Genomic DNA, 16,560 nt, shown 5'->3' on the forward strand with positions numbered 1-16,560 from the left:
CTCACCCTGCTCGTCCGGGGCGGTCCCGGGCCCCGGCCCGGCCGTCCGCCCGCCGTGCACGGTGGCGTCCCTGTTGTCCTTCACGTCCGCCAGCCTACGTGCCGGGGCCGGACCCGGCCCGTCGGCCGCGCCGGTCCGGCCCATGGTACGGCCGGCTGCGGTCGTCATCCGGGTGGCACAATGTGGGAGGGCCAACTGGGGTCATCCGCCGGGCCCGGGCGCGCACTACCCTGAATCCGTGCGGACTTCGTTTCTGGATGTGCTGTCAGACCGGATTCTCGTCGCCGACGGCGCGATGGGGACGATGCTCCAGGCTGCCGACCTGACATTGGACGACTTCGACGGGCACGAGGGCTGCAACGAGGTCCTCAACGCCACCCGCCCGGACGTGGTCCGTGGGGTGCACGACGCGTACCTGGCCGCCGGAGCGGACTGCGTCGAGACGAACACGTTCGGGGCGAATCTGCCGAACCTCGCCGAGTACGGCATCGCGGCCCGGATCCGTGAGCTCTCCGAGGCGGGGGCCCGGCTGGCTCGCGAGGCTGCGGACGCGTACGCCACGCCCGAGCAGCCCCGCTACGTCCTTGGCTCGATGGGGCCGGGCACGAAGCTGCCCACGCTGGGGCACGCGGCGTACGCGTCGCTGCGGGACGCGTACCTGCAGAACGCCGCCGGCCTGATCGAGGGCGGGGCGGACGCGCTGATCATCGAGACCTGTCAGGACCTGCTCCAGGTCAAGGCCGCGGTCGTCGGGTCGAAGCGGGCGATGGCCGAGCTGGGGCGGGACGTGCCGATCATCTGCCACGTCGCCGTCGAGACCACCGGCACCATGCTCCTGGGCAGTGAGATCGGGGCGGCGCTGACCGCGATCGAGCCGCTCGGGGTCGACCTGATCGGCCTGAACTGCTCGACCGGCCCGGCGGAGATGGGCGAGCACCTGCGCTACCTGTCGCAGTACTCCCGGATCCCGCTGTCCGTGATGCCGAACGCGGGGCTGCCCGTGCTGACCGCGGACGGGGCGTACTTCCCGCTGACCCCGGAGGAGATGGCCGACGCCCTGGACCGGTTCGTCACCGAGTACGGCGTCTCGCTGGTGGGCGGCTGCTGCGGCAGCACCCCCGAGCACATCCGGGTGCTCGTGCAGCGCCTGCGGGGCCGGACGCCGGTCGCCCGGGAGCCGCGTTCCGAGGCGGGCGTCGCCTCGATCTACCACCACGTCCCGTTCGCGCAGGAGGCGAGCGTGCTGATGGTGGGCGAGCGCACCAACGCCAACGGGTCCAAGGCGTTCCGGGACGCCATGCTCGCCGCCGACTGGCAGGCCTGTGTGGACATCGCCCGTGGTCAGGCCCGTGACGGTTCGCACCTGCTGGACCTGTGCGTCGACTACGTCGGGCGGGACGGCACGGTCGACATGCGGGAGCTGGCCGGGCGCTTCGCCACCGCCAGCACGCTGCCGATCATGCTGGACTCCACGGAGCCGGCGGTGATCGAGGCCGGGCTGGAGATGCTCGGCGGGCGCTGCGTGGTCAACTCGGTCAACTTCGAGGACGGCGACGGCCCGGACTCCCGCTACGCCCGGGTGATGCCGGTCGTCAAGGAGCACGGCGCGGCGGTGGTGGCGCTGCTCATCGACGAGGAGGGGCAGGCCCGCACGAAGGACTGGAAGGTGCGGGTCGCGGCCCGGCTGATCGAGGACCTGACCGGCAGGTGGGGGCTGCGCCGGGAGGACATCCTGATCGACGCGCTGACCTTCCCGATCGCCACCGGGCAGGAGGAGACGCGCCGCGACGGCATCGAGACCATCGAGGCGATCCGGGAGATCACCCGCCGCTACCCGGGGGTGAACTTCACCCTCGGCATCTCGAACGTGTCGTTCGGCCTCAACCCCGCGGCGCGGCAGGTGCTCAACTCGGTGTTCCTGCACGAGTGCGGGCAGGCCGGGTTGACCTCGGCGATCGTGCACGCGAGCAAGATCCTGCCGATGGCGAAGATCCCCGAGGAGCAGCGCGAGGTCGCCCTGGACCTGGTCTACGACCGGCGCCGCGAGGGGTACGACCCGGTGCAGCGGTTCATCGAGATCTTCGAGGGCGTGGACGCGGCGTCGGCGCGGGCCTCCCGGGCCGAGGAGTTGGCGGCGCTGCCGCTGGACGAGCGGCTCAGGCGGCGGATCGTCGACGGCGAGCGCAAGGGCCTGGAGGCCGACCTGGACGCGGCGATGGCCGGTGGCCGGTCCGCGCTGTCGATCATCAACGACCTGCTGCTGGACGGCATGAAGGTGGTCGGTGAGCTGTTCGGCTCGGGCCAGATGCAGCTGCCGTTCGTGCTCCAGTCGGCCGAGGTGATGAAGACCGCGGTGGCCTACCTGGAGCCGCACATGGAGAAGACCGACGACGACGGCAAGGGCCGGATCGTGCTGGCGACCGTGAAGGGCGACGTGCACGACATCGGCAAGAACCTGGTGGACATCATCCTGTCCAACAACGGCTACGAGGTCGTCAACATCGGCATCAAGCAGCCGATCAACGCGATCCTGGAGGCGGCCGAGGAGCACCGGGCCGACGCCATCGGGATGTCCGGGCTGCTGGTCAAGAGCACGGTCATCATGAAGGAGAACCTGGCCGAGATGGCCGCGCGGGGCGTCGCCGAGCGCTGGCCGGTGCTGCTCGGCGGGGCGGCGCTGACCCGCGCGTACGTGGAGGACGACCTGCGGGCGCTGTTCCCCGGTCAGGTGCACTACGCGCGGGACGCGTTCGAGGGGCTGACCCTGATGGACCGGGTGATGGTGGCCAAGCGGGGTGGGGCCCCGGTGGTGGACCCGGAGCGGGAGGCGGCCCTGGCGGCGCGGCGGGAGCGCCGGGAGCGGCAGCGGGCGGTCGTCCGGGAGGCGCTGCCGGAGCTGGACGACGCGTCGGTGCGCTCGGACGTGGCCGTCGATGTGGAGGTGCCCACTCCGCCGTTCTTCGGCACCCGGGTGGTGAAGGGCGTGCCGTTGGCGGAGTACGCGGCGCTGCTGGACGAGCGGGCGACGTTCCTGGGCCAGTGGGGGCTGCGCGGGGCGCGGGGCGGCAAGGGCCCGTCGTACGAGGAGCTGGTGGAGACGGAGGGGCGGCCTCGGCTGCGGTACTGGCTGGACCGGCTGACCGCCGACAAGGTGCTCGAGGCGGCGGTGGTCTACGGATACTTCCCGGCGTACTCGGAGGGCAACGACCTGGTGGTGCTGGACGAGAACGGGAGCGCGGAGCGGGCCCGGTTCTCGTTCCCGCGGCAGCGGCAGGAGCGGCGGCTGTGCCTGGCCGACTACTTCCGGCCGCGGGGTGACGCGCTGGACGTGGTGGCGTTGCAGCTGGTCACGGTCGGGCAGCCGATCAGCGAGTACACGGCGAAGATGTTCGCCGGCAACGAGTACCGCGACTACCTGGAGGTGCATGGCCTGTCGGTGCAGCTCACGGAGGCCCTGGCGGAGTACTGGCACCGGCGGATCCGGTCGGAGCTGACGCTGCCGGGCGACCGTACGGTGGCCGACGAAGACCCGGCGGACGTGGCGGGTCTGCTGCGTACGGACTACCGGGGCTGCCGGTACGCGTTCGGCTACCCGGCGTGCCCCGACCTGGAGGACCGGGCGAAGATCGTGGGGCTGCTGGGCGCGGAGCGGATCGGGGTGCAGCTGTCGGAGGAGTTCCAGCTGGTGCCGGAGCAGGCCACGGACGCGATCGTGGTGCACCACCCGGAGGCGAACTACTTCAACGCCAGGTGACGCCGCCACCCTTCTTGACCGGTGGTGGGCCGGCAGCCGGCCGGGCTGCGCGGCCACGAGCCCGCGCGGCGTAGGGAAGCGTGTGCTGCTCGTCGGCCTGGGCCTCAACAGCCTGTTCGGCTGGTCATGGGCCGATCCGCTGGCCGCGCTGGTCATCGCCGCCGTGGCGATCAGAGAGGGCCGAGAGGCATGGCGCGGCGACACCTGCTGCGCAGTACCCGTCAGCGGTGCCAACCCACTGACCGTCCAGGTTGAGGATGCCGACGCCTGCGGATGCAAGCCCGGCTGCTCCTGCTGCACAAGCCCGGAACGCCTGGGCGCTCTACCAGCGGAACGGCTTCCGTGACACGGGTGAACTCGGCGACCTCATGCCCGACGGGGTGCGCCGCGAGCACATCATGACCAAGAGTCTCGTGGCCTAGTGCGGTGTGGCGGTCCGAAATGGGTGGCTGCGGGACGGCAACCGGGCGATGATCGCGGTCGTGTCAGTCCCGCAGCGGCAGATCCGCGCCGTGTACACCGCCGAGACGATCACCGTGTACCAGGCGTACGCGCCGGAGATCGCGCTGCCGGCGCTGGCCGCCGGCCGGTTCGTCGCGCCGTTCAGGCGGGAACGGATGACGTGGATCAAGCCGTCGTTCCGGTGGATGATGTACCGCTGCGGCTGGGGCACCAAGCCCGGCCAGGAGCGCGTGCTGGCGATCGAGATCACCCGCGCCGGGTTCGAGTGGGCCCTCCTGCGCGCGTGCCTGAGCCACTATGACGCGCACCACCACGCGAGCCGGCAGGCCTGGAGCGCGCAGTTGAGGGCCAGCCCGGTCCGGGTGCAGTGGGACCCGGAACGCTCCCTGCGCCTGCGGCCGTTGTCCCACCGGTCGCTACAGGTGGGGCTGAGCAGCGAGGCCGTCGACCGGTACGTCGACGACTGGACGGTCCGCATCACCGACGTCACCCCGACCGCGCGCGCCATCAGCGCCCTGCTGCGCGACGGGGACGACGGCGCGGCCGCCGCGATGCTGCCGCCGGAGCGGCCCTACCCGCTGCCGGAGCAGGTCGCGGCCGTCGTCGGCGCCGGCATCGGGCGGGTCGACGCCGATGAGTGATTCCGGCCGGGCGGCCGACACGGGCGCGACGGATCAGCTCCGGGGGATCGTGGGGCTGGTCGGCGACGTGCTGGGCGAGGCGGTGGTCGGCGCGTACCTCCACGGTTCCGCCGTGCTCGGCGGGCTCAGGCCGGCCAGCGATGTGGACGTCCTCGTCGTGTCGCGCCGGAGCATGGACGACACCGAGCGGCGGGCGCTCCTCGACGGGCTGTACCGGGTCTCCGGCTCCCGGGTCGGGGCCCGCCCGGTCGAGCTCACCGTGGTGGTGCGGTCCGAGGTGCGCCCGTGGCGGTTCCCGCCGACCGGCGACTTCCTGTACGGCGAGTGGCTGCGCGCCGAGTTCGAGGCCGGCGTGACGCCTCGGCCGGAGCCGATGCCGGACCTGGCGCTGCTGGTCACGATGGTGCTGGCCGGTGACCGCCCCCTGGCCGGCCCGCCGCCTGCCCGGGTGCTGGCCGCCGTCCCGCGCGCGGATCTGCTCCGGGCGAGTGTGGCGGGGATCCCCGGCCTGCTCGGCGACCTCGACGGCGACACCCGCAACGTCCTGCTGACGCTCGCCCGCGTCTGGTCGACCCTCGCGACCGGCGAGATCAGGCCCAAGGACGCCGCCGCCGACTGGGTCCTCGCCCGGCTGCCGCCGGAGCACCGCCCGGTCCTGCGGCACGCGCGGGAGCTGTATCTGACCCGCGGGTACGCCGACGAGACGTGGAGCGACGAGTTGACGGCCCGGGTGCGGCCGCACGTGGACCGGGTGCTGGCCGAGATCGGCCGGCTGTCGCAGCGCTGAGGCGGGGGGACGTACCGGACTCGGGGTGGCACGAGGCGCCCGGTCCGGCGCGGCGGCGGAGGCGACCGCCGCGGTGCCGCCGGGGGACCGTTCCGGCGGCACCGCAGCGGGCTGCCGAGGGCTCAGCCGGGCGCGGCGCCGGCCTCCAGCAGCGGCCCGCGTACCGATCGGCCGATGCGGCGGGCCTCGGCGAGGATGTGGGCGCGCCAGCGGCGCCACAGCGGGGCCAGCCGGGAGGTGACCAGTACGACGTCGACGGCGTCGGCGGGCAGGACGGTGCGGATGCCGACGGCGTGGTGCGTCGGGTACGCCGGGTCGGCGGGCAGCCGCCGCAGCAGGTCGTCGTCCCCCACAGCACCTCCAGCACCGGCTCCGGGTGCTTGTGCAGGAACGTCAGGACGTTGCTGCGGTTGTCGCCGGGGTCCGGGGTCGAACTGCGCGGGTGCGGGGTGTCGACCGCCCAGCCGTCCCGGGTGGCCTCGAACTCCAGGCGGTGCCGGAACAGGCGGAATCCCAGTTCCGTGTCCTCACTGCCCCAGGCTCGGAAGTCCTCGTCGAATCCGCCGACGGCCCAGAATTCCTTCGCCGGGACGGAACAGTTGCACGACCAGAACAACTGCCAGGGCAGCGCCGTCTGCCGGGTGTCGTCGGTGGAGCCGTCGTCGGCGACGACGACCTCGAACATGTCCGCCGGTGTCCGTTGCCGCCAGCGCTGTCAGTGTGCCGCGCAGCAGGCGTGACCGGTTGTAGGTGGGGATGATGACGGAGACGAGTGGCGTTGCGGCGCCAGGATTCATCGTGGTGACTCCGGTGGTCGGGTATGACAACCTATCCGCCACCGGAGTCGCGGCTACGACTTTCCGAGGTCCATTCGTCTTTCTTCGCGCGATGCGGGAAGGCACTGTCCGACCGCCCCGGACGCTCTCCTCCCATCGTCCGGCGTGATTGGCGCAGGGGCACGTGCCCGCATCGCCGGCTCATCCGGGCGGAGCCGGCATCGGGGTCCGGCCGTCCCAGATCGTGGGCGATGATCGCGATTTCTGGCAGGGTTGACGGCATGGCTGCCCTGCTCCGCTCCCGCGTGACCGACTGGACCGTCGTCGTACCCCTGCTCGCCGTGCTGGTGTTGGCACTGACGTGGGGTCGGGAACTGCCCCCGGTGCTCGTGGCGGTCGTGGCGGCGTTCCTCGCGGGGGCGGTGCTGGCGGCGGTCCACCACGCGGAGGTGGTCGCCCACAAGGTGGGCGAGCCGTTCGGGTCGCTGGTGCTGGCCGTCGCGGTGACGGTGATCGAGGTCGCCCTGATCGTCACCCTCATGATCAGCGGCGGGGACAAGGCGCAGGCGCTGGCCCGGGACACCGTCTTCGCCGCGGTGATGATCACCTGCAACGGCATCCTCGGGCTGTCCCTGCTGCTGGGCGCGCTGCGCCGCCGGGTGGCCGTGTTCAACCCGGAGGGCACCGGCGGGGCCCTGGCCACCGTCACCACCCTGGCCACCCTCAGCCTCGTGGTGCCGACCTTCACCACCAGCCGGCCCGGGCCGCAGTTCACCCCGGCCCAGCTCGCCTTCGCCGCCGTCGCCTCCCTGGCCCTGTACGGGCTGTTCGTGCTGGTGCAGACCGGCCGGCACCGGGACTACTTCCTCCCGGTGACCGCCGACGGGACGGTGGTCGACGCCGACGGCGACGGGCACGCCGACCCGCCGTCCACCAAGGCGGCCCTGGCCAGCCTGGCGTTGCTGCTGGTCGCGCTGGTCGCCGTGGTCGGCGACGCGAAGTCGGTGTCCCCGGCGATCGAGGCCGGGGTGTCCGCCGCGAACCTGCCGCAGGCGTTCGTCGGCGTGGTCATCGCCCTGCTGGTGCTGCTGCCCGAGACCCTGGCCGCGGCGCGCGCCGCCCGCCGGGACCGGGTGCAGATCAGCCTCAACCTGGCCCTCGGCTCGGCGATGGCCAGCATCGGGCTGACGATCCCCGCGATCGCCCTGGCGTCGATCTGGCTCGACGGGCCGCTGCTGCTCGGCCTCGGCGGCACCCAGCTGGCCCTGCTGGCGCTGACCGTCGTCACCGGGGTGCTGACCGTGGTGCCGGGCCGGGCCACCCTGCTGCAGGGCGGCGTGCACCTGGTGCTGCTCGCCGCGTTCGTCTTCCTCGCCGCGAGCCCCTGACCCGCGCCCGTCCACCCGCCTGCCCGCCGGTCGCCGGCGGCGGACGACCGGGCCGATCGGACGCTCGCCCGCGACGCCCGCGACGGGCATGATCGACCCGAGGCCGGGGTACCGCACCGGCAGGAACGATCCGTGGAGGCAACCGTGACGGCACGCTGCGTTCAGCCGGGACGAGTCGTCGGCGCGGCGGAACGTCGGCCCTGGGCCTCGCTGGCCGGCCTGCTGGCCGCGCTCGTGCTGACCGGCGGGTGCGTCGTCGGCGGGGCGGACCAGGACCAGCCGGGGCAGTCCCGCCCCGAGCGGCCCCGGCAGAGCGCCCCGTCCGGCGCCGACGGCACCCGCGCCGACGGCAGCACCAGCGTCGCCGAGTTCACCAAGGACTTCGAGGTCGCGGTGGACAAGGCGGAGCTGTACTGGACCGCCCAGTTCCGGGCCTCGGGCCGGCGGTTCCAGCCGATCCGGCGGATCGTCCCGTACCAGCGCGAGGGCGAGGTCGCGTGCGGCGGGCAGGCGCTGCCCCGCAACAACGCGGTCTACTGCTCGGACGGCGACTTCATCGCGTACGACGTCAGGTGGTCGGTGGCGGCGTTCCGGCAGGTCGGCGACGCGTTCCTGTACTACCTGCTCGGCCACGAGTACGCCCACGGCGTGCAGGTGCGCCTCGGCATCCGCTACGACTTCACCATCCAGCAGGAGTTGCAGGCCGACTGCATGGCCGGGGCGTACCTGGGCGGCTCGATCCAGGCCCGGCAGTTGGAGCTGGAGGACGGCGACCTCGACGAGTTCCGGGAGGGCCTCCTCGCCGTCGGCGACGACCCCGACCAGCCGTGGTTCGCCGAGGGCGCGCACGGCACCGCCGAGCAGCGCACCGACTACTTCTTCCGGGGGTACGAGTCCGGCCTGTCCGCCTGCGGCCTGAGCTGAGCCCGACGGCGGGCGGGGCCGGCCTGCCCGGGCCGCCGCCGGCGGCGGTGTCGAGAGGCCGGCCGTGGGTAAGCGCCCGGCATGGAGCGCCCGGACATCGGGTTCACCCGAGACGCGGGGCGCGGGGACGCCCCGGCGTGGCCGGGGCGGGACGGGAGGAACGACGATGGCCGACGACGCGCCAGTCAGGGTCCCGCGGGCCACGACCACGATCGTCGGCGTGCCCGCCGACCCCGCTCCCGTGGAGCCGCCGAGCAGCCTGGACCTGTGGGCGCGGGGGCAGGAGCTGCACCGCTGCTTCGGCGACGACGACGGCGAGCCGCACATCCTGCGCGGCCTCGACTGAGGCGGGGCCGGGCCCGGCCGCTGGGCCCGCCGATGCCGTAGGTCACCCTCGCCGGGCACGGCTGACGGCCGCCGGGAGGAGGCTGGAAGGATCGGCGGGTACGCCCACCGGAGGAGGCCCGCCCTGAGCAGCAAGCACCCCGCCGCCGTGCTCTTCGACATGGACGGCACCCTGGTCGACAGCGAGAAGCTGTGGGACGTCGCGTTGCAGGAGCTGGCGGCGGTGTACGGGGGCACGCTGTCCGGCGCCGCGCGCAAGGCGATGATCGGGACCAGCATGGCCGACTCGATGCGGTTGCTGCACGAGGACCTGGGCCAGCCGCACCGGGACCCGCGGGCCAGCGCCGACTGGATCCACGAGCGGATCATGGACCTGTTCCGCAGCGGTCTGCGGTGGCGGCCCGGCGCGCTGGCCCTACTGGGGGCGGTCCGCGCGGCCGGCGTCCCGACCGCCCTGGTCACCTCCAGCGTCCGGCCGCTGGTCGAGGTCGCACTGGACACCCTGGGGCGGGACAGCTTCGACGTCGTGGTGTGCGGCGACGAGGTCGACGAGGCCAAGCCGCACCCCGAGCCGTACCTGACGGCCGCCCGGCTGCTCGGGGTGCCGATCGCCCGCTGCGTGGCGATCGAGGACTCCCCGGCGGGGGTGGCCAGCGCGCTCGCCGCCGGCGCGGCGGTGCTGGCCGTGCCGGTGGAGGTGCCGATCGCGCCGGCCGACGGCGTACGCCAGCTGGAGAGCCTGACCGGCGCGGACCTGGAGCTGCTCTGCGCGCTGCTCGGCGAGCCGCCGGCCTGACGGGCCGGGGTGTCGACCGGGCCCCCTGCCACGCCGTGGGCGCGGACAGGGGGCCCTCCGTGCACCTCAGTCGTGGGCGATCGCGCCCAGGACGTTGATCCGCGCCGCGCGGATCGCCGGCAGCGCCGCGGCGACGACCCCGACCAGCGCGGCCAGCCCGAGGAAGAGGCCCATCTGGTTCCAGGGCAGCACCAGGTCGGTGATTCCCTCGTCCTTGAGCGCCTCGACCACGGCGGCGCCGAGACCCGTGCCGACCGCGACGCCGAGCAGCGCGCCGAAGACCGAGATCACCACGGCCTCCACGGTGATCATCCGCATGGTCTGCGCCCGGCGCAGCCCGATCGCCCGCAGCAGGCCCAGCTCCCGGGTACGCTCCAGCACGGACAGCGCCAGGGTGTTGACGATGCCGAGGACGGCGATCACGATCGCCAGCGCCAGCAGGATCTGAATCATCGTGAGCAGCGTGTCGAAGCCGCTGGTCTGCTGCTCGATGTAGCTGGCGCGGTCGACCACCGACACCTCGGGGCTGTCGGCGACCAGCGCCTCCAGCTGCGGCTGCACCTGCGACACCGGGGTGCCCGGGGTCAGCTGCACCAGCGCCGAGAACGGCTGCGGGTTGGTGAAGGCGACGGCGGCCTCCTTCGGCAGCAGGATCGACCCGATCGTCCGGTCGTCCGGCAGGATCGCCGTCACCGTGTACGCCTGCTGCCCCTCCCCGCGGGCGAACTGGACGGTCAGCCGGTCACCCACGGACTTGCGCAGCTTCTCGGCGCCGGAGACGCTCAGCGCCACCTGGTCCGGGCGCAGGGGCGCCACCGTTCCGGACTGCGGGGTGGTGTGGTAGATCTTCGCCATCGCCGCCAGGTCGGTCACCGCGTTGACGTACGTCAGGTCGCCGTCGACGTACGCCAGGTCGTTGTAGGCGCCCACCGCCGCGTTCACGCCGGGCAGCGCGGCGGCCCGGTCGACCACGGCCGGGTCGAACGTCGGCAGCCGCGGCCCCGTCTGCGCCCCGGAGACCACCAGCTGCGCGTCGACGGTGTCCTCCGCCTGGGCGGCGATGCTGGACTTGGCGGAGCCGAGGATCACCGTCACTCCGGTGACGAGGGCGATGCCGACCATCAGGGCGGCGGCGGTGATCGCCGTGCGGCGCGGGTTGCGCCCGGAGTTGAGCCGACCCAGCCTGCCCGGCACCGACCAGGCGAACAGGGCGCCCAGCAGGGACACCACCGGACGGCTGATCAGCGGGGTCAGCAGCGCCATGCCGACGAACGACAGCAGCACCCCGCCGAGGATCACCGACAGCGCGTTGCCGCCCGCGTTGCCGGTCAGGCCGAGGGCCAGCAGCCCACCGCCGGCGGCGGTGACCACCGCGCCGGACACGGTGATCTTGGTCAGCGGGCGGTCGGGGGCGGCCACGTCCTGCATGGCGGCGATCGGCGGGATGCGGGCGGCCCGCAGCGCCGGCAGCAGCGCGGCCACCACCGTGATCACCATGCCGACGGCGAACGCGCTGACGACCGCGACCGGCGGCACGCCGACGCCGGCCAGGGGCAGCCCACCGGCGAACCTGCCGAAGAGGAACGCCAGCAGCGCGCCCACCCCGACGCCCGCGCCGAGGCCGAGGACCGCGGCGACCAGTCCGACGGCGAGCGCCTCCAACACCACCGAGCCGATGATCTGCCGCCCGCTGGCCCCGATCGCCCGCATCAGCGCCAACTCCCGGGTCCGCTGCGCCACGATGATCGAGAAGGTGTTGAGGATCAGGAAGGTGCCGACGAGCAGCGCCACGGCGGCGAAGCCGAGCAGGATCTTGTTGAAGAAGGCCAGGCCCTCCTTCAGGCCGGCCGACGAGTCGGCGGACAGCTGCTCGCCGGTCTTGACCTCGTACTCGGGGCCGAGCGCGCCGGCCACCTGGTCGCGCAGCGCCTCCGGCCGGACCCCGTCGGCGGCGCGCACGACGACGCTGTTGAAGGTGTCGGGCTTGTCGAGCATCAGCCGCTGCGCCGCCGGGGTGGTGAACATGATCTCGTTCGCCCCGCCCATGGAGTCCCGGTCGCCGCTGTAACCGAAGACGCCGACCAGGGTGAAGTCGCGGCGCTTGGACTCGAACGCGGTCAGCGCCCCGACCCGGTCGCCCACCTTCACCTTGGCGGCCTCGGCCAGCGCCACGTTGACGACGATCTCGTCGTCGGCCCGCGGCGCGCGGCCCTGCCGCAGCTCCAGCAGCTCGCTCTCGCCGGTCCAGTTCTCCCCGAGCTGGGGCGGCCCGAACGAGGTGATCGCCTTGCCGTTGCTGCCGATGAGCCGGGCGCCGTCGGCGGCGATCACACCGGTGGCACTGGCCACCCCGGGAACGGCGCGGACCCGATCCACCACCGAGGCGGGGAAGGCGGGTGCCACCTGCTCGCCCTCGGCCTCGTTCACCGCGATCTTCGGCTTCCCGGCGACGTTCACGTCGACCTCGGCGTACGCGTCGGCGAACACCGCGTCGAAGGAGCGGCCGAGGGTGTCGGTGAGCACGAAGGCGCCGGAGACGAACATGACGCCGAGCACGACGGCGAGGCCGGAGAGGATCAGGCGCACCTTGCGCGCCAGCAGGCTCTTGAGGGTCGCCCGGAACATCAGTTGCCCACCTCGGTGGGCGTGTCGAGCTTCTTCATCGTGTCCAGCACCGTGTCGGCGGTCGGCTCGATCAGCTCGGAGACGATCTGCCCGTCGGCGAGGAAGACCACCCGGTCGGCGTACGCGGCGGCGGTCGGGTCGTGGGTGACCATGACGATGGTCTGGCCGTGCTCGCGGACGGAGTTGCGCAGGAAGTTCAGCACCTCGGCGCCGGAGCGGGAGTCGAGGTTGCCGGTCGGCTCGTCGGCGAAGATCACCTCGGGGCGGGCGACCAGCGCCCGGGCGCACGCGACCCGCTGCTGCTGGCCACCGGACAGCTGCGCCGGCCGGTGGTCCAGCCGGTCGCGCAGCCCGACCGTGTCGATCACCGTGTCGTACCAGGCCGGGTCCGGCCTGCGGCCGGCGATCGACATCGGCAGCAGGATGTTCTCCTTCGCGGTGAGCGTGGGCAGCAGGTTGAACTGCTGGAAGATGAAGCCCACCTGGTCCCGGCGCAGCTTCGTCAGCCCGGAGTCGCCCAGCCCCGTCACGGTGGTGTCGCCGATCGACACCGTGCCCCGGGTGACCGAGTCCAGCCCGGCCAGGCAGTGCATCAGGGTCGACTTGCCCGACCCGGACGGGCCCATGATCGCGGTGAACCGCCCCCGCTCGAACTCGGCGCTCACCCCCCGCAGCGCGACGACCTGCGCCTCGCCGCTGCCGTACACCTTCCACACGTCGCTCGCCCGGGCCGCGTGCGCCTGCCGGCCTACCGTCGCGGTCAAAGTCATCTACCTCTTCCGTCTGGCTGATCGCGCGCACCGGCCCCCGCTGGCCCGGTGCGCCATGTCCTCATCCTCGACGCCGCGGGGGCCCGATCCGTCCGACTCCGGGCGGAGCGGGCGCGGATTTCCCGCTGAGGGTGGCCCCCCACGCCGGCTCAGGGTTGCCCCTGACCGCTACGGCGGCGCCGCCGTGCGCGGGGGACGGTAGGACGTGACGCCACGCCAGGGTCAAACCGCGTCCGACCGCCGTTGGTCACGGCAGGTGACGACGGGGTCGCGGGCGCGGCCCGCCGGCGGCCCCCGCCGTACGCGCGGCGCGGCAGCCCCGCCGGGGGCGGCTACGCCTTCGGGCGCACCAGGCCCGACTCGTACGCCAGCACGACGGCCTGCACCCGGTCGCGCAGCCCCAGCTTCGTCAGCACGTGCCCGACGTGGGTCTTGATGGTGGTCTCGCTGACCGACAGCGCCTGGGCGATCTCGGCGTTGGACAACCCCCGGGCCACCTGGACGAGGACCTCCCGCTCGCGCTCGGTGAGCGCGCCGAGCGCCTTCGGCGGGGTGGCCGCCGGGTCGGGCAGCACGTCGGCGAAGCGGTCCAGCAGCCGCTTCAGGATCCGCGGGGCGACCACGGCCTCGCCGGCGGCGACCGTGCGGATCGCGGTGACCAGGTCCTCCGCCGGCACGTCCTTGGCCAGGAAGCCGCTGGCCCCGGCGCGCAGCGCGCCCACCACGTACTCGTCGAGGTCGAAGGTGGTCAGGATCAGCACCCGCACCGGCAGCCGGGCGTCGACGATCGCCCGGGTCGCCGCCACCCCGTCCATGCGGGGCATGCGGATGTCCATCAACACCACGTCGGGCAGCAGCCGGCGGGACAGCTCCACCGCCTCCAGCCCGTCCCCGGCCTCGGCGACGATGTCCAGGTCGTCCTCCGAGCCCAGCACCATCCGGAAGCCGGTACGCAGCAGCGGCTGGTCGTCGGCGAGCAGGATCCGCACCGGCCGCGCCGTTTTCGCGTCCTCGGTCAACGCCTGTCCTCCCGTCGCGTCCGCCCCGCCCGGGGCCGGCTGGTCGTGGCGCGGGCCGGTCACGCCGGCACCGCCCCGAGCTGCTCCACCGGGATCCTCGCGTACACGCGGTAGCCGCCGCCCGGGCGGGCCCCGGTGCGCAGCGTCCCGCCGTAGAGGCCGACCCGCTCGCGCATGCCCACCAGGCCGTGCCCGATCCGGTCCCGGCCCGGCACCGGCCCCCGGCCCGTGTCGGTGACCTCCACGGCGAGGAACGCCGCGCCGAAGCTGAGCCGGACGACGGCGGTGGCCGCCCCGGCGTGCTTGAGCGCGTTGGTCAGCGCCTCCTGCACGATCCGGTAGACCGTCAACGCCACGCCCTCCTCCAGCGGCCCGGGCCCGCCCTCGACGGTCAGGGTCACCGGCAGGCCCGCCTCGCGCACCTGCTCGACGAGGGTCTCGATGGCGGCCAGGCCGGGCTGCGGGGCGAGCTCCGCGGCCGGTTCCGCCTCGGTGCGCAGCACGTCGAGCAGCCGGCGCATCTCCCGCAGGGTGGCGCGACTGGTGTCCTCGATCGTGGCGATCGCCTCGTCGGCGGCGTCCGGGTCCCGGCGCAGCACCCGCCGGGCGCCGGTCGCGAGGACCCCCATCACGCTCACGTGGTGGGCCACCACGTCGTGCAGCTCCCGGGCGATGCGCCGCCGCTCGTCCGCCACCGCCCGCTCGGCCAGGGAGCGCTGGCTCTGCTCCGCCACCCGGGCCCGCTCGCGCAACGCCTCGGTGGTGGCGCGGCGGGCGTGCACCGCCCGACCCACCGCGTACGCGACCACGGCGGTGAGCAGGTTGTTCAACACCAGGTACGCCGGGCTGACCGACAGGAACTCGTTCTCGATCGGGGCGACGACGTTGACCGCCGCGACCGGCGTCCACAGCAGCGCCGCGGCCAGCGCCGCCGGCCGGACCGGCCGGTGCGCGGCCATCGTGTAGGTCAGCACCACGAAGGCGAGGCTCTGCGTGGCCGGGCCGTGGTCCAGTAGCGCCGGCAGCGCCAGCGTGGCGACGGCCGCGGCCACCGCCACCCAGGGCGCGAACCGGCGCAGCGCCACGGGGGCGGCGCACAGCACGCTCCAGCCGAGCGCGGCGGGCAGCGGGCCGGGCCGGAACTCCTCGGGGGTGAGCAGGACGAAAACGATCTCCAGTAACACGAGGGCGGCGGCGAAGAGCGCGTCGGAGGCGAGCGGGTGTCGGCGCAGCAGCTGCCTCGGGCCTCCGGTCATGCTCAAACGCTAGCCGCCGCCCGGGGCGACCCGTCGTCGCCGACGGTGAACACCGTCTCCTCCTCAGGGAGGAGGCTCACTCGTCCGCCCCGGGGGCCGCGGGCCGTGACCGGGCGTCGACCAGCGGGTCCGCCGCGCCCGCGTCGGCGGGGAACGGCGGCGGTGTGCCGCCGAAGCTGGGGCACAGCGCCCGGTGGTTGCACCAGTCGCAGAGCCGGCTCGGGCGGGGCCGGAAGTCCTGCCGCCGCGTGGCCGCCTCGATCGCCTGCCACAGCGCCACCACCGTGCGCTCGAAGCGCCGCAACTCCTCGGCGTCCGGGGTGTAGTCGCACACCTCGGCGTCCTTCAGGTAGAGCAGCCGCAGCACCCGGGGCACCACCCCGCGGGTGCGCCACAGCACCAGCGCGTAGAACTTCAGCTGGAACAGCGCGCGGGCCTCGAACGCCTCCCGGGGCGCGCCGCCGGTCTTGTAGTCGACCACCCGCAGCGCGCCGTCCGGGGCCACGTCGAGGCGGTCCAGGTAGCCGCGGATCAGCAGCTCGTCGTCGACCACGGCGGAGATCAGCGCCTCCCGTTCCGCCGGCTCCAGCCGGCGCGGGTCCTCCACCGTGAAGTAGCCCCGCAGCAGCCCGGCCGCCGAGCGCAGGAACTCCGCGGCGCCCGCGGCGTCATCGGCGTCGAACAGGCCGGCCAGCTCCGGCTGCTCGGCGACCAGCCGGTCCCACTGCGGGGCGACCAGGTCGCCGGCCGCCTCGGGCGTGCGGGCGGTGGCCGGCAGGTCGAACAGCCGCTCCAGCACGGCGTGCACCAGCGTGCCCCGGGCCTGCTCCACGCTGGGCCGCTCCGGCAGCCGGTCGATGCTGCGGAACCGGTAGAGCAGCGGGCAGGTCTTGAAGTCCGCCGCCCGCGACGGCGACAGCGACGCCCGGACCGTCGCCGGCACCTCCGCCGTGGCCCGCGCCTGCTGCTGGTCGATCACCGGTTCCGCCGTCATGCCCGGAAGGTTAGGCCACCGGT

Annotated in this window: 13 protein-coding genes and 2 pseudogenes; 8 read left to right on the forward strand and 7 right to left on the reverse strand. The window is 73.8% G+C overall.

The window, feature by feature from the left end; translation table 11 throughout:
• Positions 1-238 precede the first annotated feature (238 nt).
• From metH to JD77_RS23145, 4 genes and pseudogenes are all read left to right on the forward strand, one after another.
• Positions 239-3,754, forward strand: a complete 3,516-nt coding sequence (gene metH / locus JD77_RS23125) for a methionine synthase (protein ID WP_145776151.1) — start codon at positions 239-241, stop codon at positions 3,752-3,754.
• Between the two features lie 82 nt (positions 3,755-3,836).
• A pseudogene (locus tag JD77_RS23130) lies at positions 3,837-4,100 on the forward strand (hypothetical protein); the annotation flags it as partial.
• A 136-nt stretch (positions 4,101-4,236) separates the two neighbouring features.
• Positions 4,237-4,857: a DUF4291 domain-containing protein gene (locus JD77_RS23140; RefSeq protein ID WP_211372636.1), complete on the forward strand. Its 621-nt coding sequence runs from the start codon at positions 4,237-4,239 to the stop codon at positions 4,855-4,857.
• Positions 4,850-5,644: an aminoglycoside adenylyltransferase family protein gene (locus tag JD77_RS23145; RefSeq protein WP_145776152.1), complete on the forward strand. Its 795-nt coding sequence runs from the start codon at positions 4,850-4,852 to the stop codon at positions 5,642-5,644. The genes JD77_RS23140 and JD77_RS23145 overlap by 8 nt, the downstream gene beginning before the upstream one ends.
• 122 nt (positions 5,645-5,766) lie before the next feature.
• Here the strand turns inward: JD77_RS23145 and JD77_RS32945 are convergent, their stop codons facing one another.
• Together JD77_RS32945 and JD77_RS35600 are read right to left on the reverse strand one after the other, a co-directional pair.
• Positions 5,767-5,997, reverse strand: a complete 231-nt coding sequence (locus tag JD77_RS32945; protein ID WP_211372889.1) for a hypothetical protein — start codon at positions 5,995-5,997, stop codon at positions 5,767-5,769.
• A 131-nt stretch (positions 5,998-6,128) separates the two neighbouring features.
• A pseudogene (locus JD77_RS35600) lies at positions 6,129-6,329 on the reverse strand (galactosyltransferase-related protein); the annotation flags it as partial.
• A gap of 372 nt (positions 6,330-6,701) precedes the next feature.
• Here JD77_RS35600 and JD77_RS23155 point away from each other — a divergent pair.
• From JD77_RS23155 to JD77_RS23170, 4 genes are all read left to right on the forward strand, one after another.
• Positions 6,702-7,808 carry a calcium:cation antiporter gene (locus JD77_RS23155; RefSeq protein ID WP_145776153.1) on the forward strand — a complete coding sequence of 369 codons (1,107 nt, stop codon included), beginning with the start codon at positions 6,702-6,704 and terminating at the stop codon, positions 7,806-7,808.
• A gap of 144 nt (positions 7,809-7,952) precedes the next feature.
• Positions 7,953-8,732 carry a neutral zinc metallopeptidase gene (locus tag JD77_RS23160; RefSeq protein WP_145776154.1) on the forward strand — a complete coding sequence of 260 codons (780 nt, stop codon included), beginning with the start codon at positions 7,953-7,955 and terminating at the stop codon, positions 8,730-8,732.
• 166 nt (positions 8,733-8,898) lie between these two features.
• Positions 8,899-9,078 (forward strand): hypothetical protein, encoded by a 180-nt coding sequence (locus JD77_RS23165; protein ID WP_145776155.1) that lies wholly within the window; start codon positions 8,899-8,901, stop codon positions 9,076-9,078.
• Between the two features lie 147 nt (positions 9,079-9,225).
• Positions 9,226-9,873 carry an HAD family hydrolase gene (locus tag JD77_RS23170; protein ID WP_145776156.1) on the forward strand — a complete coding sequence of 216 codons (648 nt, stop codon included), beginning with the start codon at positions 9,226-9,228 and terminating at the stop codon, positions 9,871-9,873.
• A gap of 66 nt (positions 9,874-9,939) precedes the next feature.
• Here JD77_RS23170 and JD77_RS23175 read toward each other — a convergent pair whose 3' ends face one another.
• From JD77_RS23175 to JD77_RS23195, 5 genes are all read right to left on the reverse strand, one after another.
• A complete protein-coding gene (locus JD77_RS23175) occupies positions 9,940-12,498 on the reverse strand; it encodes an ABC transporter permease (protein WP_145776157.1) in 2,559 nt (852 codons plus the stop codon).
• Positions 12,498-13,262 carry an ABC transporter ATP-binding protein gene (locus JD77_RS23180; protein ID WP_145777736.1) on the reverse strand — a complete coding sequence of 255 codons (765 nt, stop codon included), beginning with the start codon at positions 13,260-13,262 and terminating at the stop codon, positions 12,498-12,500. The genes JD77_RS23175 and JD77_RS23180 overlap by 1 nt, the downstream gene beginning before the upstream one ends.
• 338 nt (positions 13,263-13,600) lie before the next feature.
• Positions 13,601-14,287, reverse strand: coding sequence for a response regulator (locus tag JD77_RS23185; RefSeq protein ID WP_145777737.1), 687 nt, complete (start codon positions 14,285-14,287; stop codon positions 13,601-13,603).
• A gap of 59 nt (positions 14,288-14,346) precedes the next feature.
• Positions 14,347-15,543, reverse strand: coding sequence for a sensor histidine kinase (locus tag JD77_RS23190; protein WP_145776158.1), 1,197 nt, complete (start codon positions 15,541-15,543; stop codon positions 14,347-14,349).
• A gap of 76 nt (positions 15,544-15,619) precedes the next feature.
• Complete coding sequence (locus JD77_RS23195) at positions 15,620-16,537, reverse strand: RecB family exonuclease (RefSeq protein WP_145776159.1); 918 nt, start codon at positions 16,535-16,537, stop codon at positions 15,620-15,622.
• Positions 16,538-16,560: the final 23 nt, after the last annotated feature.

The organism is Micromonospora olivasterospora (genome assembly GCF_007830265.1).
GTDB lineage: Bacteria > Actinomycetota > Actinomycetes > Mycobacteriales > Micromonosporaceae > Micromonospora > Micromonospora olivasterospora.